This is a genomic window from Streptomyces sp. NPDC001157 (assembly GCF_053598255.1).
Genome location: NZ_JBSFJW010000007.1, coordinates 44,183 through 64,751, shown reverse-complemented (window position 1 = coordinate 64,751; position 20,569 = coordinate 44,183). Strand labels below are relative to the sequence as shown.

Here is a 20,569-nt window from a genome sequence, read left to right as displayed (position 1 = left end):
GGTCGAGGAAGGTGCGCCAATGGTGAGGGCAGCCGAGCGGGCGGCGCGGACCAGTGTGTGGCTGGGGGGCAAGACGCGGCGGGGCGGCCGTAGTGGTGGACAGCCGTCAGGTCTCGACCGGGACAGGATCACCGAAGTCACCGTCCGGCTCCTGGACGCCGAAGGGCTGGCCAAGTTCTCCATGCGCCGGCTGGCGGCCGAGCTGAACGTCACCGCGATGTCCGTCTACTGGTACGTCGACACCAAGGACGACCTTCTCGAACTGGCCCTGGACGCGGCCTTCGGCGAGATCGGTCTGCCGGACCCGGACGCGGACGAGGACTGGCGCGACCAGCTGCGCGCGCTGGCCAGGGAGTACCGGTCGGTGCTCGTCCGCCATCCCTGGCTGTCGCCGCTGGCCGGCACCTTCCTCAACATCGGTCCGAACAACCTGGCCTTCGCCCGCGTCGTGCAACGCGTGATCCGCCGCACCGGACTGCCCACACACGGCCTGGCGGCGGCCATCTCCTCCGTCTTCCAGTTCGTGTACGGCTTCGGCACGATCGAGGGCCACTTCAACGCCCGCAGCGCCGACTTCGGCATGACCGCGGACGAGTACTTCAAGCACGCCATGAGCGCGGTCACGCAGGACCCGCAGGCGTCCGAGGTCGTCAAGGAGTCCGAGGACATCATGGCGGCCCGCGGCGGCGACACCGTGCACGAGATGTGGGAGCGGGACTTCGACTTCGCCCTGGACCTGCTGGTGGCGGGCATCGAGGCGATGGTGGCCCGGGGCTGAGACGACTCCCTTCCCGCAGAGGGCCCTACTCCCCCGGAGACCATGGTGGTGGTGACTAGTCCCCGGAGGCGAGCCGTGCCGGGAAGCCTCCGGTGGCCACCGGTCCCCACTTCTCGGGGGTGACCCGGATGATCGACTTCCCCTGCTTCACCATCGCCTCCCGGTACTCGTCCCAGTCCGGGTGCTCACCCGCGATGTTCCGGTAGTACTCCACCAGCGGCTCCACGGAGTCAGGCGAGTCGATGACCTCCGCCGTTCCGTCCACCTGCACCCACGGCCCGTTCCAGTCGTCGCTCAGTACGACGAGGCTGACCCGATCGTCCCGCTTGGCGTTGCGGGTCTTGGCGCGGTCCGGGTAGGTGGAGACGACGATCCGCCCGGAGTCGTCGACACCGCAGGTCAGCGGCGAGGCCTGCGGGCTGCCGTCGGCCCTGCGCGTCAGCAGGATCGCGCGGTGGCGGGGGCGTACGAAGTCCAGCAGTTCGTCGAGGGAGACGCGGGTGTTGGTCGCGATGTTCGGTGCCATGGCGTCAGCCTAGGCGCCCGGGCCCCGCTCGGCCTGTCCCTGCCGGGGCTATGTTCACGGCCTGCGTTCACGGCCCGCCTCACGCCTGCGGCAGCGACTCCCCCTGGACCGCCTGGATGTCCAGCTCCACCCTCAGCGTCGTGCCGATCGCGGCGATACCCGCCTGGAGCACCTGGTTGTAGTTCATGGCGAAGTCCTCGCGGCGGAGTTCCGTCGTCGCCCGGAACGCGGCGCGCGTCCCGCCCCACGGGTCCGCGCCCGTGCCCAGGTACGCCAGGTCCAGGTCCACCGGCCGTACGACCCCGTGCAGTGTCAGCTCGCCGTGCACGGTCCAGCGGTCCGACCCCGCGGCCGTGAGGCCCGTCGACCGATACGTGATCTCCGGGTACTTCTCGACGTCCAGGAAGTCCGGCGAGCGCAGATGGTCGTCGCGCATGCCGTTGCCCGTGTCGATCGAAGCAGCGCGGATCACCGCCTCCACCTGTGACTTCTCCACCTCGTCCGGGGCGATCTCGACCCGTCCGGCGAACTCCGTGAACCGCCCGTGCACGCTGGAGATCCCCAGGTGCTGGGCGACCGCGCCCACCGAGGAGTGCGCCGGGTCGATGGTCCACGGCCCGGGCGGCGGCAGCTCGGTGCCGCCCTGCCGGGTCAGCGTCACCGCGCCCAGCTCGGCCCGTCCGCTCGCCGTGACCAGCGCACTGGAGGCCACGGGTGCATACCCGACGGCCGTGACGATGACGGTGTACGCGCCCGGGGCCAGCGCGGTGGCGTCCCGTACGGTCCCCTCGGCGTCCGCCTCGGCGCGCAGCACCTGCGTGCCGGTCATGTCGGTCACCGTGACGACCGCGTGTGACACGGCCCATCCGTCCCGCGTACGGATCTTCGCGGTCAGGCCCATCTTGACTCCCGTTTCTGCCTGCAGTGCAACTGCTCGTAGAGCTGGTCGTAAAGCGACCGGCCCGTGGCGTCGGGCACGCACCTCCGCTCAGAGCGCGCACGCCGTCCGCCACGGGCCGGAGTTCGAACTACTCGCCCGGATGGGCCAGTTCGATGTCGTGGTCGTCGACCCCGCGGCCGTTCACCGTCAGGGCGGTCGCGACCGGCGGGTAGCCCGTCGCGATGACCGTGTAGTCGCCGCCGTTCAGGTCGGTGAAGGCGTAGGCCCCGTCCGTGCCGGTGGTGGCCGTTCCGACCACGTTGCCGGCTGCGTCGACCAGGGTGACCCGGGCGTCGGCCAGCGGGCCGTGCGGGGCGCGGACGACGCCCTGGAGCTGGGCGCCCGAGTCGAGGTCGATCTCGATACGGGTGACTCCGGTGCCGCCCACCTCGACGGGCAGGGCGCGCGGCCGGTACCCGGCGGCGTTCACCGCGACGGTCACGGCCCCGGGCACCAGCTCGGTGAGGGAGAACTCGCCCTGCTCACCGGTGGCGGCGGTGGCCAGCAGCTCCCCGCGGACATCGGTCACGATGACCATCGCGTCCTTGACGGGCAGCGTGGTCTCGGCGGCCCGCACCACACCGCTCAGCCCGCTGGTGCCGCTGAGCAGGATGTCGTACGAGACCGGCTCACCGTTGACCACGACCGTGGACGCCTGCGGCTGGAACCCGTCGGCGGCGGCGATCAGGACGTAGCTGCCCACGCTCGGCGCCTCAAGGGCGTAGGAGCCGTCGGCCTGCGCGACCGACCGGCCCAGCTGCCGTCCCGCCAGCGAGATCAGCGTGACGGCGGCCTGCGGCACGGGCGCGCTCTCGTTGCCGCGGACGAAGCCGCGCACCGGGATCCCGCCGGAGCCGGCCGACTCCTCGGGCCGGGCGATGGTGGCCACGGCGGCAAGCTTCTGCGTGCCGTCGTCGGCGGCCTCGGTCTCGGAGGACACGGCCCAGCTCGGGACGTGCTCGGCAGCCGGAGCAGCAGAGGCCTCGACGGCGGCCGGAGCGGCCGACGACTCGGCCGGCGTCTCGTCCGCGGCAGCGGCCTGCGCCAGCGCGCCCTTGGTCTTCAGCGGGACCTCCTTGATGAACAGGGTGATCAGGAACGCGACGGCCGCGAGGGCGCCGGCGATCAGGAAGACATCGGCGATGCCGTGGCCGAAGGCGCTCTCCATGAGGGTGCGGATCGGGGCCGGCAGCTTGTCCAGGTCCGGGATGCTGTCGGTCGAGGAGCTCGAACCGGCAAGCGCCGCACGGTACTTGGGGTCGAGGGCGGCGATGCCGTCCTTGACGTAGTGCGTGATCCGGTGGGACATGACGGCACCCAGCGCGGAGACGCCGACCGCACCGCCGAGCGAGCGGAAGAAGGTGACCGTGGAGCTGGCGGAGCCGAGGTCGCTCGGGTCGACCTGGTTCTGGGTGCACAGCACCAGGTTCTGCATCATCATGCCGATGCCGAGACCCAGCAGCGCCATGAAGATCGACATCTTCCAGTACGCCGTGTCGTAGCGGATCGTGCCGAGCAGACCGAGGCCCGCCGTCACCAGTACGCCACCGCTGACCAGCCACGCCTTCCAGCGCCCGGTGCGGGTGATGAACTGGCCCGAGACGGTCGAGGAGATGAACAGGCCGCCGATCATCGGGATGGTCATGACGCCCGACATCGTCGGGGACTTGTCGCGGGCCAGCTGGAAGTACTGGCTGAAGAAGACCGTGCCGGTGAACATCGCGACACCGACGAACAGCGACGCGAGCGAGGCGAGCGTGATGGTGCGGTTGCGGAACAGGCGCAGCGGGATGATCGGCTCGCTCGCCTTCGACTCGACGAGCACGAAGACCAGACCGAGGACGATCGAACCGCCGACCATCGTGTACGTCTGCCAGGACAGCCAGTCGTACTTGTCACCGGCGAAGGTGACCCAGACCAACAGCAGCGAGACGGCCGCGGCGATGAAGAACGCGCCGCCCCAGTCGACCTTCACGTCCCGCTTCACGACCGGCAGGTGCAGCGTCTTCTGCAGCACGATCAGCGCGAGGACGGCGAAGGGGACACCGACGTAGAAGCACCAGCGCCAGCCGAGCCACGAGGTGTCGGTGATGACGCCGCCGAGCAGCGGGCCGCCGACGGTGGCGACGGCGAAGGTCGCGCCGAGGTAGCCGGAGTAACGGCCGCGCTCGCGCGGGGAGATCATCGCGGCCATGACGATCTGGGCGAGGGCGGACAGACCGCCGACGCCGATGCCCTGGACGACTCGGCAGGCGATCAGCATGCCGGCGTTCTGCGACAGACCCGCGGCCGCGGAGCCCAGGACGTAGATGACCAGGGCTATCTGGACGAGCGCCTTCTTGCTGTACAGGTCGGCGAGCTTGCCCCACAGGGGGGTGGCCGCGGTCATCGACAGCAGGGCGGCGGTGACGACCCAGGTGTAGGCGGACTGGCCGCCGCCGAGGTCGCTGATGATGTGCGGCAGGGCGTTGGTGACGATCGTGGAGGACAGGATCGCCACGAACATGCCGAGCAGCAGACCGGAGATGGCCTCCATGATCTGCCGGTGCGTCATCGGGGCGTACTCGGCGGAGCCTCCCCCGTGCTTGGCATGAGCCCGCACACCGGCTGGTGTGGTCGTTGCCATGGGCTTCCTTCTCTTAAGTGCTTGCGGGTGTACGGGTGGTCGGTTCGAGTTCGCGTGCGGGGGGCGGGAGCCTGGGCGGCAGGGCGCGGCAGTCGTCGAAGCTGGCCCGCAGGCGTTCCATGAGCCGGCTGAGCTGGGCGACCTCCTCGTCGCTCCAGTCGGCGAGCCGCTCGGCCAGCAGCTGGGTGGTCCGCTCGGACAGCGCCTCCAGCTGGGCCAGGCCCGTGGGTGTGAGGTGCAGGATCCGGGACCGCTTGTCCGCCGGGTCGGGGGACCGGTCGAGCCAGCCGCGCTCGGCGAGGTGGGCGACATGGCGGCTGGTGACCGACATGTCCACGGCCAGCAGCTCGGCGAGCCTGCTCATCCGCATGTCGCCGTAGCGTCCGAGCAGGGTCAGCACCGCGGCGCTGCCGCTGGAGCAGTCGGACGGCATGATCCGCCCCAGCTCCCGCTTCACCGCGCCGAAGGCGCTGAACTGCCTCAGCAGCTCCTCGTACTGCGCCCGCTCGGCCATCACACCTCCCGCATTCGTTGCTTAGGGCAACCATAGAAGTCGTTGGTTGCTGCAGGCAAACAAAATGGCCCGGATGCTGCATAAAAACTTGGCAAAGACAAGTATTGTGAACGTAAATATGCAGGTGAGGGCGGTTGCGGCGGTGAACCGCCCCCCACTTGGGCCACAACCGGTGATTCGCTAGGGTCTCGGGCTATGGCTAACCCCCAGGGCCCCCAGGGCAACCACGACCCCGCAGGCAGCACCCAGATGTTCCGCGCGTTCGTCGACGAGGGCCCGCAGGGCCGCCGTCAGCAGCAGGCGCCCGCGCCGGCCGGACCGCGCATCGGCCTGATCGTCGGCATCGTCGTGGTCGTGGCGGTCGTGGCGGCCGTCGCCTGGCTGGCACTCAAGTAGGGCGTAGCGCTACTTCCACTGGACGGTGACGTCCCGCGTCTCGATGCGCATGCCGAGCGGCACGCGCCAGGCGTCGACGCACACCGTCCAGGCCTTTTCCTTCCGTGCGCCGGCACCGATCGGCGCCGGAAGGCCGACGGTCGACTCGACCGTCCCCCAGTCGATCCCGAGGGCGCCGATGATGTGCGTCCCGAAGGTCACCGTGCCGGAACGCACCGCGGTCCCGCCGGAGTTGACGAAGGCCAGCGTGACGTCTTCGCACCAGCGCTTGTCGGTGGCGCTGCGGACCGGATCGCCCCAGGTGAGCACGGCAGGCCCAGCGGGTGCCGTACGGCCGGGTGTTGCCGTCGGTGACGGCGAAGCCGTTGTCGTACGACCGGACTTGGCGCCGCCACCGGACGGCATCGGAGCGGCCGGGGTCGGTGCGGCCGTCCCCGGTACGGCCACCTCCGGTGTGTCGCTCGAACCGCCGCCCGGCGCGGGGGAGCCGCCCCTCTGCGGGCCGCCGCCGTCCAGCGGCACCAGCGTCACACCGCCGGTCGGGGCCGCTGCCGTACCGGAGGCCTGAGGCGCGCCGCCGACCACCCCGGTCGCCACGTATCCCTCGGCTCTGCCACCGCCTCCGCAGGCGGCCAGTGCGGCGCCCAGACAGACGACGGCCGCCGACGCACCGATCAGGGTGCCTCGACGGCCATGTGTCCATGTCGTCCCAGGAGTCCCACGCAGCATCGCGCCATGGTGGCTGACACTCCGTCAAATGGGAACCCTTTGAATGAGCTTGGCTCAGTCGGAGATGAGCCCCTCCCGCAGCTGCGCCAGCGTCCGGGTCAGCAGCCGGGAGACGTGCATCTGCGAGATGCCGACCTCCTCGCCGATCTGCGACTGGGTCATGTTGGCGAAGAAGCGGAGCATGATGATCTGCCGCTCGCGGGGCGGGAGTTTGGCCAGCAGCGGCTTCAGGGACTCGCGGTACTCGACACCCTCCAGGGCGGTGTCCTCGTAGCCGAGGCGGTCCGCGAGGGAGCCCTCGCCGCCGTCGTCCTCGGGCGCCGGGGAGTCGAGCGAGGAGGCGGTGTACGCGTTGCCGACCGCGAGGCCGTCGACCACGTCCTCCTCGGAGACGCCGAGCACGGCGGCGAGTTCGGGAACGGTCGGGGAGCGGTCCAGCTTCTGGGAGAGCTCGTCGCTGGCCTTGGTGAGGGCCAGGCGCAGCTCCTGCAGCCGGCGCGGGACGCGCACCGACCACGAGGTGTCGCGGAAGAACCGCTTGATCTCACCGACGACCGTCGGCATCGCGAAGGTCGGGAACTCCACGCCCCGTTCGCAGTCGAAGCGGTCGATCGCCTTGATCAGGCCGATGGTGCCGACCTGGACGATGTCCTCCATCGGCTCGTTGCGCGAGCGGAAGCGGGCCGCCGCGTAGCGCACCAGCGGGAGGTTGAGTTCGATGAGGGTGTCCCGGACGTACGCGCGCTCGGGGCTGTTCTCGTCGAGTGCGGCGAGCCGCAGGAAAAGGGAGCGGGACAGGGTGCGGGTGTCGATGGCATCCGAGGCCGGCGGGGCCGGGATGTCAGCGGCCGTAAGGGCCGGGGCCGGTGCGGTGTCGACGGCTGCCATCTCGTCGATGGAGCCGGGCACGGCGTCGGCGGGCGCTGACTCGCTCTTCGTGAGCGTGAGCACCTTCGAGCTGCCCTGGTCTGCGGACATGCCACCCCCTCTGGGTCGCGGGACGGTCGTGGCCGATGCTCCTCTGGCGAGGAGTTCAGCCTTCACCTGAATACCGGAGCCGAAGCCGCGGCAAACGCGCTTGGGGAAGAATGTCACATGTCGGCAACACGCTGTAGTGACATGTCGACATGCAAGAGGCGAATCAGCCCTGGAAAGAGGGGGTCTGAGGCTTTTTCAGCGCAGAACTGTCGGGAACGGCCCTGGTGAGCGATTCGCTCGTGCCGGTTACGCCTCGATCCTGTTTGCGGATCGCAGTCGCTGGAAGCTACGCGCGAGTAGCCGGGAGACATGCATCTGGGACACGCCGAGTTCCGCACTGATCTGCGACTGGGTGAGGTTGCTGTAGTAGCGCAGAAGAAGGATTCTCTGTTCCCGTTCGGGGAGTTGTACGAGGAGATGGCGGACGAGGTCGCGGTGCTCGACGCCGTCCAGGGCCGGGTCCTCGTAGCCGAGCCGGTCGAGGAGCCCCGGCAGTCCGTCGCCCTCCTGGGCGGCCTCCAGGGAGGTCGCGTGGTACGAGCGGCCGGCCTCGATGCAGGAGAGCACCTCCTCCTCGGTGATACGCAGCCGTTCGGCGATCTCGGCGGTCGTGGGGGTGCGCCCGAAGGCGGTCGTCAGGTCCTCGGTGGCGCCGTTGACCTGCACCCACAGCTCGTGCAGCCGGCGCGGGACGTGGACCGTGCGGACGTTGTCGCGGAAGTAGCGCTTGATCTCGCCGACGACGGTCGGCATCGCGAAGGTCGGGAACTGCACGCCCCGGTCCGGGTCGAAGCGGTCGATCGCGTTGATGAGCCCGATGGTGCCGACCTGGATCACGTCCTCCATCGGCTCGTTGCGGGAGCGGAAGCGGGCGGCCGCGTAGCGCACGAGCGGGAGGTTGGCCTCGATGAGCGCCCCGCGCACCCGGTTGTGCTCCGGTGTGCCCGGCCCGAGCCCCTTGAGTTCGCCGAAGAGCACCTGGGTGAGGGCCCGAGTGTCGGCACCGCGGCTGCGCGGCGGTGCGGCGTCCGGTGGGGCCTCGACGGCCTCCAGGGGCGGTGCTTGAGGCGCAGTACTGGCCGGCACGGTCAACTCCACCTCGCAATCGATCAACGTCTTCGGCAAAAGCGGTCATAGCATCACAAGAGATGTGCACTGGTGCAAGCACCGCATAACGCCGTGTTGAGGGCAAGTTGGGGCTCAATACGCATAAGGGCCCTGCGCCTTTATGGCGCAGGGCCCAGCGGGGTCCGGCTCAGTGCTCTCAGTACTCGTAGTCGGCGATCACCCAGGTGGAGAAGTCCTTCCACAGCGTCACGCCCGCCTGGTGCTCCGGGTGCTCCACGTAGCGCCGCAGCGCGGCCGCGTCGTCGAAGCCGGAGTTGATGGCGAAGTCGTACGCGATGGGGCGGTCGCTGATGTTCCAGCCCAGCTCCCAGAAGCGGATCTCGGGGATCTTCCCGTCCAGCGACCGGAAGGCGTCGACGCCCTCCAGGACGCGCGGGTCGTCGCGCTCGACGCCCTCGCCGAGCTTGAACAGGACGAGATGGCGGATCATGTGCGCTCCCAGCCGGGTCTACGGGTCTAGTGGGCGCCGTTGGCGAGCCAGGTGAAGAAGTCGCCTATGGCCTTGGCGGCGTCCGATATGCCCTCGAACCCTATCTGGACGTAGTCGGCCGCCTTGGCCGGGTCCGTGATGATGATGTAGAGCGCGAAGACCACGAGCACATAGACGGCGATCTTCTTGGCATTCACCGCCATTGCGGCCTCCCCAGTCACTGTTGCCCAACGACCGCACATGATCGCACGAAGGGCCCCGTCTCTCGACGGGGCCCTTCCCAAAGCGGTAGCGGAGGGATTTGAACCCTCGGTGACTTGCGCCACACTCGCTTTCGAGGCGAGCTCCTTCGGCCGCTCGGACACGCTACCGAGGGAGACCTTACAGCACGCCGGGCAGTGCTTTGAAATCGGTATTCGGGGTCGGTGTCCAGGGGCCGGTCGGTCTTCAGCGGGAGCGGAAGAATTCGGTGAGTATCCGGGCGCATTCCTCGGCGAGTACGCCCTCGATCACCTCGGGACGGTGGTTGAGCCTCCGGTCGCGTACGACGTCCCAGAGGGAGCCGGCCGCACCGGCCTTCTCGTCGCGGGCGCCGTAGACGACACGGTCCACCCGGGACTGCACGATCGCGCCCGCGCACATCGTGCAGGGTTCGAGGGTGACGACCAGCGTGCAGCCGGACAGCCGCCACTCCCCGAGGTCGGCCGCGGCCCGGCGGATCGCGAGGACCTCGGCGTGCGCCGTCGGATCACCGGTGGCCTCGCGCTCGTTGTGTCCGGCGCCGAGCACGGTCGTACCGTCCGAGGCCAGTACGACGGCGCCCACGGGCACGTCGGCGCCGGCCCGTCCGGCCTCGTCCAGGGCGAGCCGCATCGCGGCCCGCCAGCGGTCGCGTACCGGGTCGGGGGTGCCTCCTTGGGTCGCTGCAGCGGTCAGCGGACGGTCTCCAGGACCTCCGAGGCTCCCAGGGCCTCGGCGATCGTGTTCAGGGCGTCCTCGTCCAGGCTGCGCAGCTCCTTCGGGCTGACACCGAGGTCGTCGAGGATCTCGGCGTCGCCGACGGGGCTGTGCGGCACGGACTCGGCGGACGGCGTGTCCTCGTCGCCGTCGTCCTCGTCCTCACCGTCCTCTGTGCCGTCGAGGTCGAGGGAGTCCAGGTCGGCGTCGTCGTCGCCGGGCTCCCTTCCGAGCAGTTCGTCGGTGAGCAGGATCTCGCCGTAGCTGCTGCGGGCGGCGGCGGCGGCGTCCGAGACGTAGATACGAGGGTCGTCCTCGCCGTCGACGCGGACGACGCCGAACCAGGTTTCTTCCTGCTCGATCAGGATGAGCACCGTGTCGTCCTCGGTCGAGGCTTCCCGGGCGAGATCGGCCAGATCCGACAGGGTTTCCACATCGTCGAGCTCTGTGTCGCTCGCTTCCCACCCGTCTTCGGTGCGCGCGAGCAGTGCGGCGAAGTACACCGTGACTCTCCCACTGGTCTTAGGCGTGCCGGTTGGAGGTCCCCCCGGCGGGGCTCAGGGCGGGGAGAGCTGTGCTCCGAGCCCCACCCACTCGGAATCGTGGCAGAAACAAGGCGTTCAGGGGACGTCTTCGGCACCCTGTGTCCGCCTACTTTGATCGGCCACGAGCGGGATCGTACGCGGCGATCGGCGTGTGCACGCAACGGGTTGCCCTCAGGCGCGTCCCGAGTCGGACCCGAGCTACCAGCGGAAGGTGCGCATGCGCATGGCGTGGCGCAGCCGTGCGGTCTTGGCGCGCCTGGGCTGGACACGGTCCCGCAGCTCACGGGCTTCGGCGAGGTCACGCAGGAACTGGGCCCTGCGGCGCCGGCGCTCGGCGTCGGTCTCGGCCGACGGCGAGTCGCCTCGGGTTTCACGCTCAGGCAGGTCAGGCATGGGCACACCACCCCCCGGTACGTCCTCCCACTTTCCCTCTGATGGGCGGTTTGATGCCAGCGCAGGGCTCACGGGGGCGCGGTTACTGTTAGGGCATGCGTCTCCACGTCGTCGACCACCCTCTGGTCGCTCACAAGCTCACCACGCTGCGCGACCAGCGCACCGACTCCGCGACCTTCCGCCGTCTCGCCGACGAGCTGGTCACCCTGCTCGCCTACGAGGCCACGCGCGACGTGCGCACCGAACAGGTCGACATCACCACGCCGGTCTCCACGACCACCGGCGTCAAGCTCGCCCGCCCGCGACCCCTGGTGGTGCCGATCCTGCGGGCCGGGCTCGGCATGCTCGACGGCATGGTGCGGCTGCTGCCGACGGCAGAGGTGGGCTTCCTCGGCATGATCCGCAACGAGGAGACGCTGCAGGCGTCGACGTATGCCTCCCGCATGCCGGAGGACCTCTCCGGGCGTCAGGTGTACGTCCTGGACCCGATGCTGGCCACCGGTGGCACGTTGGTCGCGGCGATCCAGGAGCTGATCAAGCGCGGTGCTGACGATGTGACCGCGGTGGTGCTGCTGGCTGCCCCCGAGGGGGTTGAGGTCATGGAACGTGAGCTGGCGGGGACGCCGGTGACCGTGGTGACGGCGGCCGTCGACGAGCGGCTCAATGAGCACGGGTACATCGTGCCGGGGCTGGGGGATGCGGGGGATCGCCTCTACGGGGCGGCTGAGTAGGGCTTCGCCTTTTCGCCGTACGGGTGCGGAGGTTTCGCGGCTGCGGGTCGTTTGTGGTTGATCGCGCAGTTCCCCGCGCCCCTGAGGGGCGCGTCTCAGCAGCGCTTCGTTGAAGACGTCGGCGTCGGCTGGGGATTGGTCAGTGCCGTCAGTGCCTTGTCCGCGGCTGCCTTCGGGGTGAGGTCCTTGAAGGCTGTGCCGAGGATCAGGTCGACATCCGTGCCCTTGCGGGTGTCGGCGCGCCGTTCCGTGCCGGCGAGCTGGGTGGCGAGGACGGGGAGCGAGCTGTTGAGGGTGGACGGGGCGCCGAGCAGTATGGCGGTGCCCTTGACCTTCTTGTCGAACTCCTTGGACGCGTTGCCCACATCGCCGATCTTGAAGCCGCGCTTCTTCAGCTCGTCCGCCGTGCTCTTGGCCAGCCCGCTGCGGGGCGTGGCGTTGTAGACGTTGACCGTGATCGTGCCGGGCTTGGGCAGGGCGGCCTTCTTGGTGTCGGCCGAGGGGCTCGGCTTGGCCCTGCAGTCCGCCTTGGGACCGGCCGCCGAGGCCTTCTCGCCGCCGCCGGTGAAGAGGTCGATGAGCTGCAGCGTGCCCCAGCCGACCAGGCCGAGTGCGGCGACGGAGGCCACCAGGGCGACCCCGAGCCTGCCGCGCCGGCGCCTGCGCATCCGTGGGTATTTGTCCCCCGTGATCCGGTACTTGCCGCCCATGCCCGGGGGGGTCAGCATGCTCATGAGCGCAGCGTAGTGCTCCCGGGCGGCGATGCCTACTAGATGATCATTCGAGGCCGCACAGGTGAACCCGAAAGGGCCAAGCCGTTACCGGCGGGCCTTCGGGGGGTGCGTCAGTCGAGTTCGAGCACGCGTGCGTGCAGCACCTGGCGCTGCTGCAGCGCGGCCCGCACCGCGCGGTGGAGGCCGTCCTCGAGATACAGGTCGCCCTGCCACTTGACGACGTGTGCGAACAGGTCGCCGTAGAAGGTCGAGTCCTCGGCCAGGAGGGTCTCCAGGTCGAGCTGTCCCTTGGTGGTGACGAGCTGATCGAGGCGGACCGGGCGCGGCGCGACGTCCGCCCACTGCCGGGTGCTTTCCCGGCCGTGGTCGGGGTACGGCCGGCCGTTTCCGATGCGCTTGAAGATCACACGGAAAGCCTACCGGTCAAGACCTTCCGGGCGCAGCCATGGCGACGCAGTGCGGGGACCGAAAAGAAGTTGCAAAACGGGGCAAATGATCCGTACGGGTGTTACGCACAGGCTGTGGACGGTGGGCGTGGGCCCGGCGGAGGCGGTGGTTCACGGGGAACGTCCGCCTCCGCCGGCGGAATCAGCGGTCCCGTTCCTTCGGGGGCTGCTCGGGTTCCGGCTTCTTCAGGTTCTGTTTCGGCGCGTTGCGTGCGGCTTCGGCGCGCAGCAGCGCGCGCAGGACCGCGTACGGGTCGGAAGGCATGGCTGTGTTCCTTGGTTCCTTGCGTGGTGACTGACTCTTCCGGGGGCCGGGGTCTGTCAGCAGCGCAGGACCACGGAGCGCACGGCGTGCAGGGCGTGCGGCGGCCGGGGCGGGGTGGTGAGGGGGTGGTCCGCCGGGATGTCGAGGGGGCGGGCCTGGAGGGGCGCGGGGCGCAGGGCCACGACGGTGCGGTGCAGGGCGTCGGCCGCCGGCCGCACGGCCGCGTCCGGGGCGTCGTACTCGACGATCTCCGTGGCCGCGGAGGGTGCCGCATACAGCTCCGCGTGTGAGCCCGGGACCAGCAGGGCGAGCAGCAGGACGAGCGTCCGCAGCCAGGCGTGGCCGCGGGACAGGCTTCGTACGGTGCTCACGGGAGATCATCTGCCCAGGGGGCGTCCGACGTTCTGCATGTCGGGGCCGAGAACCGCCCGTTCGGGGGACTCGGCGGGGCTCAAAGGGTGCGTGGCACTTGCCGGGCCCGGCCCCGGATGCGGAATGCGGTGACGATCTCCACCACGCCGACTGCGACCAGCCAGATGCCGCCGACCAGGGTGAGGACGGCGACCGATGCGAACGGCGAGTCGATCAGCACGATGCCGCCGAGGAACGTGACGATCCCGAGGAAGATCTGCCAGCCGCGGGCCGGCATGGTGCTGTCGGAGGCGGCGGCCAGGGTCTGGGTGATCCCGCGGATGAGCCAGCCGATGCCGATCCACAGGGCCAGCAGCAGGATCGACCGCATCGGGCCGCGCAGGCAGAAAAGGCCCAGCAAAATCGACAGGGACCCGCTGATGAAGGCCAGGACGCGCAGCGCCGTGGTCCTGTGTGTGCCGAACGCGGCGACCAACTGGAAGATGCCGCTGATCAGGAGGTAGACGCCGAAGAGGACGCCTGCCGCGAGCAGGGAGGCGCCCGGCCAGACCAGGACCAGGACACCGAGGATCAGGGAGGCGGCGCCGGTGAGCAGGACGACCTGCCAGGCGGCGCGGGAGAGGGCGTGCAGGGGGCCTTCGAAGGGGGGTTCCGGCTCATGCGGGCCGGTCGCGCGTCCGGCGGCGTGGACCTTGCGGTCGTCGAACTGCGGGCCCGCGGAGGAGCCGCTCGATGGCTCGGTCATGTTCCATGCTTGGACCTGCCGTGGTCGGCGCGCCACCCCTGGGAGCCGGTCGGCTGACGGCTGTCTCCCGGGTGCCTTCCGCTCTTTCCCGGCCGCTGCTTCCGGGCCGCTACTTCCCGGTGGCCTTCGCGGCCTTTGCGGCCGCCTTCATCTCCTGCTTGTGCGCCCGGACCTTGGCCAGTGAGTCGGGTCCCTCGATGTCGGCGACGGAGCGGTGGCAGTTCGCCTCGCCGTATCCGCCCGCGGCCTCCCGCCAGCCCTCGGGCCGGACGCCGAGCTGTTTGCCCAGCAGCGCCAGGAAGATCTGCGCCTTCTGCTTGCCGAAGCCGGGCAGCTCCTGGAGGCGCTTGAGGAGCTCACGCCCGTCGGCCACGCCCTTCCAGACCAGCTCGGCGTCGCCGTCGTAGTGCTCGACGAGGTACTGGCACAGCTGCTGGACGCGCTTGGCCATGGACCCCGGGTAGCGGTGCACGGCCGGCTTCTCGGACAGCAGCGCGGCGAAGGCGTCCGGATCCATGACGGCGATCTCGTGCGCGTCCAGGTCGTCGGCGCCGAGCCGGTCCGCGATCGTGCGGGGTCCCTTGAACGCCCACTCCATCGGGACCTGCTGGTCCAGCAGCATCCCGACGAGCGCGGCGAGCGGGGAGCGTCCGAGGAGCTCGTCGGCCTTGGGGTCCTGGGCGAGGTGCAGGGTGACGTCCATGTCCCCGATCATGCCTCTTTCATGCCTCGCGTACGATTCCGGCACGAATTACTTAGGCAAGGCTTGCCTTAATGTGTAGGGGGTTGCAGCGTGACGATCGAGATCCACCGCGACGCGTGGGGCATCCCGCACCTGCGCGCCGGCAACGCCCGCGAACTCGCCCGCGCCCAGGGTCTGGTGACCGCCCGCGACCGCGCCTGGCAGCTGGAGGACGGGCGGCACCGCGCGCAGGGCACGTCGGCGTCCTTCCTCGGCCCCGAGGCCCTGCACTGGGATCGGTTCGCCCGGCAGGCCCGCCTCGACGACACCGCCCGGCGCTGCTGGGCGGCCCTGGAGGAACGGGACCCCGAGACGGCGGACTGGGTACGGGCGTACGTCGACGGGGTCAACGCCGGGCTGGAAAGCGGCCCGACGGCCCCGGAGTTCGACGCCGTCGGTCTTGCCCCCGGCCGCTGGGAGCCCTGGACCCCGCTCGGCATCTGGCTCGCCACGCACATCCTGTTCGCCGGGTTCCCGGCGAAGCTGTGGCGCGAGGAGGCCGCGGTGCACCTGGGCGAGGAGGCCGTCGGGCTGTTCGCCGCCGACGGGCCCGGCAGCTCCGGCAGCAACGGGTGGCTGGTCGGCGGGGCGCGGACCACGACCGGTCACGCCGTGATCGCGGGCGACCCGCACCGGCTCATCGAGGACCCCGGGGTCTATCAGCAGATTCACCTCTCCTGCCCGGAGTTCGACGTCGTCGGTCTTGCCGTGCCCGGCGTTCCCGGTATCGCTCACTTCGGCCATGCCGGCCCGGTCGCCTGGGCGATCACCAATGCCATGGCCGACTACCAGGACCTGTACCGGGAGCGGCTGCGGCGTACGGGGGTCGGGGTGGAGGCCCTCGGGCCGGACGGGGTGTGGCGGCGGGCGGCCCGGCACACGGAGAGCGTCGAGGTGGCGGGGGAGGGGGCGGTCGAGGTCGAGGTGATCGAGACGGAGCGGGGGCCGGTGATCGCCGGGGGGATCCCTTTCGCCCCCGCCGCCCCTTCCCTTCCCGTCCCTGGGGGCTCTACCCCCAAACCCCCGTTCGGCCCTGAAGGGGCCTCGTCCTCAAACGCCGGACGGGCTGAAGGGCTCGCCCTTCGTCACCCGCCCCGCGTCACCAGCGACCTCGGCTTCAGTGCACTCCTCCCCCTCCTGCGGGCCCGGCGGGTCGCCGACGTGGATCGTGCCGTCGATCTGTGGGCCGAGCCCGTCAACGTCGTCCTGGCCGCCGACACCGAAGGTGGCCTGCTGCACCGTGTGGCGGGGCGGGTGCCGGTGCGGGCCGAGGCCAATCGGCGCCGGCTGGTCCCGGCCTGGGAACCCGGTCACGAGTGGCAGGGCTGGCACGAGATGCCGCGCGCCACCGAACTCACCGACTCCGTGGCCGTGATGGCCAACCAGCGCGGTATCGCGACCCCGCTCGGCGTCGAGTTCGCCCCGCCCCACCGCGCGGACCGGATCGCCGCGCTGCTGGCGGAGAAGGAGCGCTGGTCGGCCGCCGACATGCCGGCGATCCACACGGACACCCATCTCGCGTCCGCCGGGCCCCTGTTGGACCACCTGGCCGCCCTCGAAGGCCTCTCCCCCGAGGCCGCCGTCCTCCGCGACCGCCTCCTGCGCTGGGACCGCCGCATGGACGCGAGCAGCACCGACGCGGCCGTCCACGCGGCGGTGCGCGGCGCGGTCGTGCGGCGTCTCGCGGCGCACCCTTCCTTCGCCGCGCTCTCCGCTCCGCCCGCCTGCCCCGAGGTCTTCCTCCCTTGGCTCGCCCTGCTCCCGCGTATCGGTTTCGCCCTCGAACACCTGCTGCGTGCGGAGGAGTTGTACGGCGTCGACCGGGCGGACGTCGTGCGGGCGGCTCTGGAGGAGGTGGCCGCCGAGCCGCCCGCCGGTGCCTGGGGGGACACGCACCGGCTCGCTCCCTGGCGGGCGCTCACCGGGACGCCGTACGACGGGCCGGGGCTCTCCGGCGACCACGACTGCGTGCTGTGCACCTCGGCCGTGCCCGGGCTGACGGATCTGGCCGCGCGAGGGCCCGCCGCCCGGTACGTGTGGGACCTGGCCCGCCGCGAGGACAGTCTGTGGGTCGTCCCCTTCGGTGCGTCCGGTGTCCCCGGCTCGCCCCACCACGACGACCAACTCCCCTTGTGGCTGGAGGGAGACCTCGTTCCGGTCGTCACCGACTTCGCCCTCCTGGAGAAGGAGACCCATGAGTGACGTGTACGTCCACGAGGAGAGCGTCGACGGTTTCGGCACCGTCCGTATCCGTGCTCTCGACCCGTACGCGGACGCGGAGGTCGTCCACCGCTGGGCCGCCGAGGAGCGTGCCGTCTTCTGGGGCATGAACGGCCTCACCAGGGACCAAGTGGCCGGGATCTACGCCCATATGGACACCCTCGACACCCATCACGCCTTCCTGCTGCTCAAGGACGGCACACCGGCCGCACTGCTCCAGACGTACGAGCCGGAGGCCGACCGCGTCAGCGAGTGCTACGCGGTGCAGGGCGGCGACCTCGGCGTCCATGTCCTGCTGGCGCCCGCCGGCCCGGACGGCGGGCGGTCCGGCTGGTCGGCGGCGCTGTTCGGGGTCGTCGCGTCGTACGTACTGAAGGGCCTGGACCGGCGCCGGATCGTCGTCGATCCCGATGTGCGCAACGAGAAGGCGATCGCCCGTTTCCTGCGGCAGGGTTTCGAGGCGGGGCCGGTGGTCGTGCTGCCCGAGGTCGACGTCCCGGACGTGTACCTGCCCGCGAAGAAGGCTCAACTGGCCTTTCTGCGCCGGGAGGTAGCCTTCCCCGAATGACTCCTGAGGACCTCGTCGCACACTACGGACTGGAACCGATCCCGCGCGAGGGCGGCCTGTTCCGCCAGACCTGGGCGGGCCCCGAGCGCGCCGACGGACGGCCGGAGGGCACCGCGATCGTCGCCCTGCTGACGGCGGACGACCACTCGGCCCTGCACCGTCTGCCCACCGACGAGATCTGGCACTTCTACCTGGGTGACCCGCTGGAGCTGCTGCTCCTCGCCCCGGACGGAACGTCCACGACGGTGGTGCTCGGACCGGACGTACTGGGCGGCCAGCAGCCCCAGACGACCGTGCCGGCCGGCACCTGGATGGGCGGGCGGACCGTCGGCGCGTGGACGTTCTTCGGCTGCACGATGGCGCCCGGGTTCACCTACGAGGGCTACGAGCACGGGGACGCGGCCGAGCTCACGGCGCGGTATCCGGCCGAGGCCGACCGGATTGCGCAACTGTGCCGTCCATGAAGCTGCTGGAGGGACAGGTCGCCCTGGTCACGGGCGCCGGGTGCTGGGGGCGTGGGTGAGGTGCCGGGCCTTGGGCCGGGTGTGTCGGGGGCGGCGGGTCTTGAGGAGTGGAGTGGGCCGTGCCCTCAGGACGGCGGGTCCTGAGGCGGAGGGGCAGCGGGCGGTTACCCTCAGGGCCCCCGGGGGGGCGTGGGTGAGGCGGGTGTTGCTCGGTTTGCGGCTGGTGTCGTGGGGGGCGAGGTAGGACCTGGTGGTGGACGGTGGGCCCGGGGCTTGCGGTCGGTTCTTTTGGGGGCCGCGGACCGGGGTGGGGTTCGGTGTGGTGAGTGCTCGGTGGTTTGTGTGCGTACCTATTCGGGAGGCGGTCGGGGCCGGGACGGAGAGTGGCGTGCGGTGTGACGGTGAGCGCGGAGGGCGCCGGCGGCGGCGATGGCTTCAAGGGCTGGTGTTGCTGGGTGCCCTTTTGGGACTGACCGTCGGCGGTGCGGGGGCCGCGTCGGCCCACGCGGCCCTCAAGTCCACCGACCCCGAGGACGGAACCGTCCTCAGGGTGGCCCCCCGCTCCATCACCCTGACGTTCACCGAGTCCGTCGGTCTGCTGGACGACTCCTTCCGGGTCCTGGACCCCGACAACCGACGTGTGGACATCGGCGAGGCACAGCACGCCGAGGGCCGCTCCGACACGGCGAGCGTGACCCTGCCCGCGAGGCTCGCGAAGGGCACGTACGTCGTGGCCTGGCGGGTCGTCTCGGCGGACAGCCACCCGGTGGGCGGCGCGTTCACCTTCTCGGTCGGCAAAGCCTCCGCGACGGTCGCCACGGTGGACACCGGGCCCGTCGAGAATCCGGCGACCGCCAGTCTCTACAACATCGCCCGCTATCTGGCCTACCTCGCTGCGGCGCTGCTGATCGGCACCGCCGCCTTCGTGGCCCTCTGTCGCCCGACGGACCGCGGACCGCTGCAAAAACCCCTGCTCGTGGGCTGGTGGACGCTGCTGGGGACCACCCTGGCGCTGCTGGCGCTGCGCGCCCCGTACGAGAACGGCACGGGCCCCGCGACCGCCCTCGACGCCACCGCCTTCACCCGCACCCTCACGGGCCGCCCGGGGTTCGCCCTGCTGGCCCGGCTCACCCTGCTGCTGATCGCCGCCGTGTTCGCCGTACGACTCCGCAAACGAGAGGCGTGGCCGCGGCCACTGCTCGCCGGCGGTGCCGCCCTCGGCGTGGCTCTCGCGCTCACCTGGGCCGCCTCGGAGCACGCCTCGGCGGGCATCCAGGTGCCCCTGGCGATGGCGTCCGCCGTGCTGCATCTGCTGGCCATGGCGGTCTGGCTGGGCGGTCTCACGGCGCTGCTGATCCTGCTCCACCGCACCGAACTCCCCCCGGCCGTCGCGGCCCGCTTCTCCCGGATCGCCTTCGCCTCCGTGACCGTCCTGGTCGCCACCGGCGCCTACCAGTCCTGGCGCGGCCTGGGCTCCTGGAGCGCGCTCACCGGGACGACGTACGGGCGCCTGCTGCTCGTCAAGCTGGCCGCCGTGGTGCTGCTGCTGGCGGCGGCCGGGCTGTCGCGGCGCTGGACGGCCCGGCTGGTGACGGCGGACGCCGGGACAGCCGTACGGGAACGGGTCCCGGAGCCCGTGGGCGGGCCTCCCGCGACCGCCCCGGAGGAACCGGCCGTCCCGGCCGCCTCAGGCGCCGGACGCCGCAATCTGCGCCGCAGCGTGCTCGCCGAAGTCGCCGTCGGTGTCGTGGTCCTCGTGCTCACGACCGTGCTCAGCAGCACGCTGCCGGGCCGCGCGGCCGCCGAGGCGGCGCAGGCACCCGCGACGGCCGGCGGGCTGCCCGCCGCGTCGGTCACGACGATCCCGTTCGCGGTCGGCGCCGCGCGCGGCAAGGTGCAGATCACCCTCGACCCGGGCCGCGTCGGCGACAACACCGTGCAGGCGGTCGTCTTCGGCCCCGACGGCGGCATCGTCACCGTCCCCGAGCTGCGGCTCTCCCTCAGCCTCCCCGCGCAGCGGATCGGCCCGCTGGACGCGAGGCTGACCGACCAGGGCGGCTACTGGGGGACGAGCTCGGTCACCGTGCCCATCGCCGGAACCTGGACCATGAAGGCCACGGTCCGGACCACCGAGATCGACCAGGTCAGTGTGACGAAGCCGGTCAGGATCGTCCGCTAGCAGGCCCTGGCCGCGACGCGAATCGGGCATTTACTCTCAACTTCGGGCGGGGTCGTTCGATCACACGGACCGAAACGATCACGAACATGTCGGTCACATTTCCACAAAGGTCCCCGGCGGCTCTTGACGCATGACCGGACATAGGACTGATATAAGCGCCACG

25 protein-coding genes and 1 tRNA gene are annotated in these 20,569 nt (G+C 70.7%); 7 read left to right on the top strand and 19 right to left on the bottom strand.

Annotation, left to right across the window (positions count from 1 at the left end; all coding sequences use genetic code 11):
• Positions 1 to 19: 19 nt before the first annotated feature.
• Positions 20 to 778, top strand: coding sequence for a TetR/AcrR family transcriptional regulator (locus ACWDAG_RS15090; RefSeq protein ID WP_450696040.1), 759 nt, complete (start codon positions 20 to 22; stop codon positions 776 to 778).
• Positions 779 to 833: 55 nt separating this feature from the next.
• On the opposite strand, the gene ACWDAG_RS15085 is transcribed toward ACWDAG_RS15090, so the two are convergent.
• The 4 genes from ACWDAG_RS15085 to ACWDAG_RS15070 all read right to left on the bottom strand — a co-directional run bounded on the left by ACWDAG_RS15085 (position 834) and on the right by ACWDAG_RS15070 (position 5,384).
• The gene (locus ACWDAG_RS15085) at positions 834 to 1,304 is read right to left on the bottom strand and encodes a PPOX class F420-dependent oxidoreductase (protein ID WP_450696039.1); all 471 of its coding nucleotides are present in this window, start codon (positions 1,302 to 1,304) and stop codon (positions 834 to 836) included.
• A 79-nt stretch (positions 1,305 to 1,383) separates the two neighbouring features.
• A complete protein-coding gene (locus ACWDAG_RS15080; RefSeq protein ID WP_450696038.1) occupies positions 1,384 to 2,205 on the bottom strand; it encodes a YceI family protein in 822 nt (273 codons plus the stop codon).
• A 127-nt stretch (positions 2,206 to 2,332) separates the two neighbouring features.
• Positions 2,333 to 4,870, bottom strand: coding sequence for an MFS transporter (locus ACWDAG_RS15075; RefSeq protein ID WP_450696037.1), 2,538 nt, complete (start codon positions 4,868 to 4,870; stop codon positions 2,333 to 2,335).
• A 13-nt stretch (positions 4,871 to 4,883) separates the two neighbouring features.
• Positions 4,884 to 5,384, bottom strand: a complete 501-nt coding sequence (locus tag ACWDAG_RS15070) for a MarR family winged helix-turn-helix transcriptional regulator (protein WP_450696036.1) — start codon at positions 5,382 to 5,384, stop codon at positions 4,884 to 4,886.
• 195 nt (positions 5,385 to 5,579) lie between these two features.
• Here ACWDAG_RS15070 and ACWDAG_RS15065 point away from each other — a divergent pair, with 195 nt between their 5' ends.
• Positions 5,580 to 5,780: a hypothetical protein gene (locus ACWDAG_RS15065; protein ID WP_450696035.1), complete on the top strand. Its 201-nt coding sequence runs from the start codon at positions 5,580 to 5,582 to the stop codon at positions 5,778 to 5,780.
• Between the two features lie 9 nt (positions 5,781 to 5,789).
• Here ACWDAG_RS15065 and ACWDAG_RS15060 read toward each other — a convergent pair whose 3' ends face one another.
• From ACWDAG_RS15060 to ACWDAG_RS15020, 9 genes are all read right to left on the bottom strand, one after another.
• Positions 5,790 to 6,509 carry a hypothetical protein gene (locus ACWDAG_RS15060; protein ID WP_450696034.1) on the bottom strand — a complete coding sequence of 240 codons (720 nt, stop codon included), beginning with the start codon at positions 6,507 to 6,509 and terminating at the stop codon, positions 5,790 to 5,792.
• Positions 6,510 to 6,563: 54 nt separating this feature from the next.
• Entirely contained in the window at positions 6,564 to 7,487 is a 924-nt protein-coding gene (locus ACWDAG_RS15055; RefSeq protein WP_351477545.1) for an RNA polymerase sigma factor SigF, read from the bottom strand.
• 246 nt (positions 7,488 to 7,733) lie between these two features.
• Entirely contained in the window at positions 7,734 to 8,573 is an 840-nt protein-coding gene (locus ACWDAG_RS15050; protein WP_450696033.1) for an RNA polymerase sigma factor SigF, read from the bottom strand.
• A gap of 178 nt (positions 8,574 to 8,751) precedes the next feature.
• Positions 8,752 to 9,045, bottom strand: a complete 294-nt coding sequence (locus ACWDAG_RS15045; protein WP_450696032.1) for a Dabb family protein — start codon at positions 9,043 to 9,045, stop codon at positions 8,752 to 8,754.
• 26 nt (positions 9,046 to 9,071) lie between these two features.
• The gene (locus ACWDAG_RS15040) at positions 9,072 to 9,248 is read right to left on the bottom strand and encodes a hypothetical protein (protein ID WP_030938603.1); all 177 of its coding nucleotides are present in this window, start codon (positions 9,246 to 9,248) and stop codon (positions 9,072 to 9,074) included.
• Positions 9,249 to 9,331: 83 nt separating this feature from the next.
• A tRNA-Ser gene (locus ACWDAG_RS15035) sits at positions 9,332 to 9,416 on the bottom strand.
• A 76-nt stretch (positions 9,417 to 9,492) separates the two neighbouring features.
• On the bottom strand, positions 9,493 to 9,918 hold the full coding sequence (gene tadA, locus ACWDAG_RS15030) for a tRNA adenosine(34) deaminase TadA (protein ID WP_450696031.1): 426 nt from the start codon (positions 9,916 to 9,918) through the stop codon (positions 9,493 to 9,495).
• A 59-nt stretch (positions 9,919 to 9,977) separates the two neighbouring features.
• Entirely contained in the window at positions 9,978 to 10,505 is a 528-nt protein-coding gene (locus ACWDAG_RS15025; RefSeq protein ID WP_450696030.1) for a tRNA adenosine deaminase-associated protein, read from the bottom strand.
• A gap of 240 nt (positions 10,506 to 10,745) precedes the next feature.
• Positions 10,746 to 10,940: a hypothetical protein gene (locus ACWDAG_RS15020; RefSeq protein WP_450696029.1), complete on the bottom strand. Its 195-nt coding sequence runs from the start codon at positions 10,938 to 10,940 to the stop codon at positions 10,746 to 10,748.
• A 95-nt stretch (positions 10,941 to 11,035) separates the two neighbouring features.
• Between ACWDAG_RS15020 and upp the strand changes: the two genes are divergently transcribed.
• A complete protein-coding gene (gene upp / locus ACWDAG_RS15015; RefSeq protein WP_450696028.1) occupies positions 11,036 to 11,671 on the top strand; it encodes a uracil phosphoribosyltransferase in 636 nt (211 codons plus the stop codon).
• Between the two features lie 95 nt (positions 11,672 to 11,766).
• Here the strand turns inward: upp and ACWDAG_RS15010 are convergent, their stop codons facing one another.
• The 6 genes from ACWDAG_RS15010 to ACWDAG_RS14985 form a co-directional block, all read right to left on the bottom strand.
• Positions 11,767 to 12,405 (bottom strand): LytR C-terminal domain-containing protein, encoded by a 639-nt coding sequence (locus tag ACWDAG_RS15010; protein ID WP_450696027.1) that lies wholly within the window; start codon positions 12,403 to 12,405, stop codon positions 11,767 to 11,769.
• 110 nt (positions 12,406 to 12,515) lie between these two features.
• Positions 12,516 to 12,812: a type II toxin-antitoxin system VapB family antitoxin gene (locus ACWDAG_RS15005; protein WP_003999914.1), complete on the bottom strand. Its 297-nt coding sequence runs from the start codon at positions 12,810 to 12,812 to the stop codon at positions 12,516 to 12,518.
• Positions 12,813 to 12,993: 181 nt separating this feature from the next.
• The gene (locus ACWDAG_RS15000; RefSeq protein ID WP_450696026.1) at positions 12,994 to 13,116 is read right to left on the bottom strand and encodes a hypothetical protein; all 123 of its coding nucleotides are present in this window, start codon (positions 13,114 to 13,116) and stop codon (positions 12,994 to 12,996) included.
• A gap of 56 nt (positions 13,117 to 13,172) precedes the next feature.
• Positions 13,173 to 13,487, bottom strand: coding sequence for a hypothetical protein (locus ACWDAG_RS14995; RefSeq protein WP_450696025.1), 315 nt, complete (start codon positions 13,485 to 13,487; stop codon positions 13,173 to 13,175).
• Between the two features lie 80 nt (positions 13,488 to 13,567).
• The gene (locus ACWDAG_RS14990; RefSeq protein WP_450696024.1) at positions 13,568 to 14,233 is read right to left on the bottom strand and encodes an HdeD family acid-resistance protein; all 666 of its coding nucleotides are present in this window, start codon (positions 14,231 to 14,233) and stop codon (positions 13,568 to 13,570) included.
• 109 nt (positions 14,234 to 14,342) lie between these two features.
• Positions 14,343 to 14,936 carry an HhH-GPD-type base excision DNA repair protein gene (locus ACWDAG_RS14985; protein WP_450696023.1) on the bottom strand — a complete coding sequence of 198 codons (594 nt, stop codon included), beginning with the start codon at positions 14,934 to 14,936 and terminating at the stop codon, positions 14,343 to 14,345.
• A 90-nt stretch (positions 14,937 to 15,026) separates the two neighbouring features.
• Here ACWDAG_RS14985 and ACWDAG_RS14980 point away from each other — a divergent pair, with 90 nt between their 5' ends.
• The 4 genes from ACWDAG_RS14980 to ACWDAG_RS14965 all read left to right on the top strand — a co-directional run bounded on the left by ACWDAG_RS14980 (position 15,027) and on the right by ACWDAG_RS14965 (position 20,406).
• Complete coding sequence (locus ACWDAG_RS14980; RefSeq protein WP_450696022.1) at positions 15,027 to 17,177, top strand: penicillin acylase family protein; 2,151 nt, start codon at positions 15,027 to 15,029, stop codon at positions 17,175 to 17,177.
• Entirely contained in the window at positions 17,170 to 17,763 is a 594-nt protein-coding gene (locus ACWDAG_RS14975) for a GNAT family N-acetyltransferase (RefSeq protein WP_450696021.1), read from the top strand. Before ACWDAG_RS14980 ends, ACWDAG_RS14975 begins: the two co-directional genes overlap by 8 nt.
• Entirely contained in the window at positions 17,760 to 18,227 is a 468-nt protein-coding gene (locus tag ACWDAG_RS14970; protein ID WP_450696020.1) for a cupin domain-containing protein, read from the top strand. Before ACWDAG_RS14975 ends, ACWDAG_RS14970 begins: the two co-directional genes overlap by 4 nt.
• Positions 18,228 to 18,672: 445 nt before the next feature.
• Positions 18,673 to 20,406, top strand: a complete 1,734-nt coding sequence (locus ACWDAG_RS14965; protein ID WP_450696019.1) for a copper resistance CopC/CopD family protein — start codon at positions 18,673 to 18,675, stop codon at positions 20,404 to 20,406.
• Positions 20,407 to 20,569: the final 163 nt, after the last annotated feature.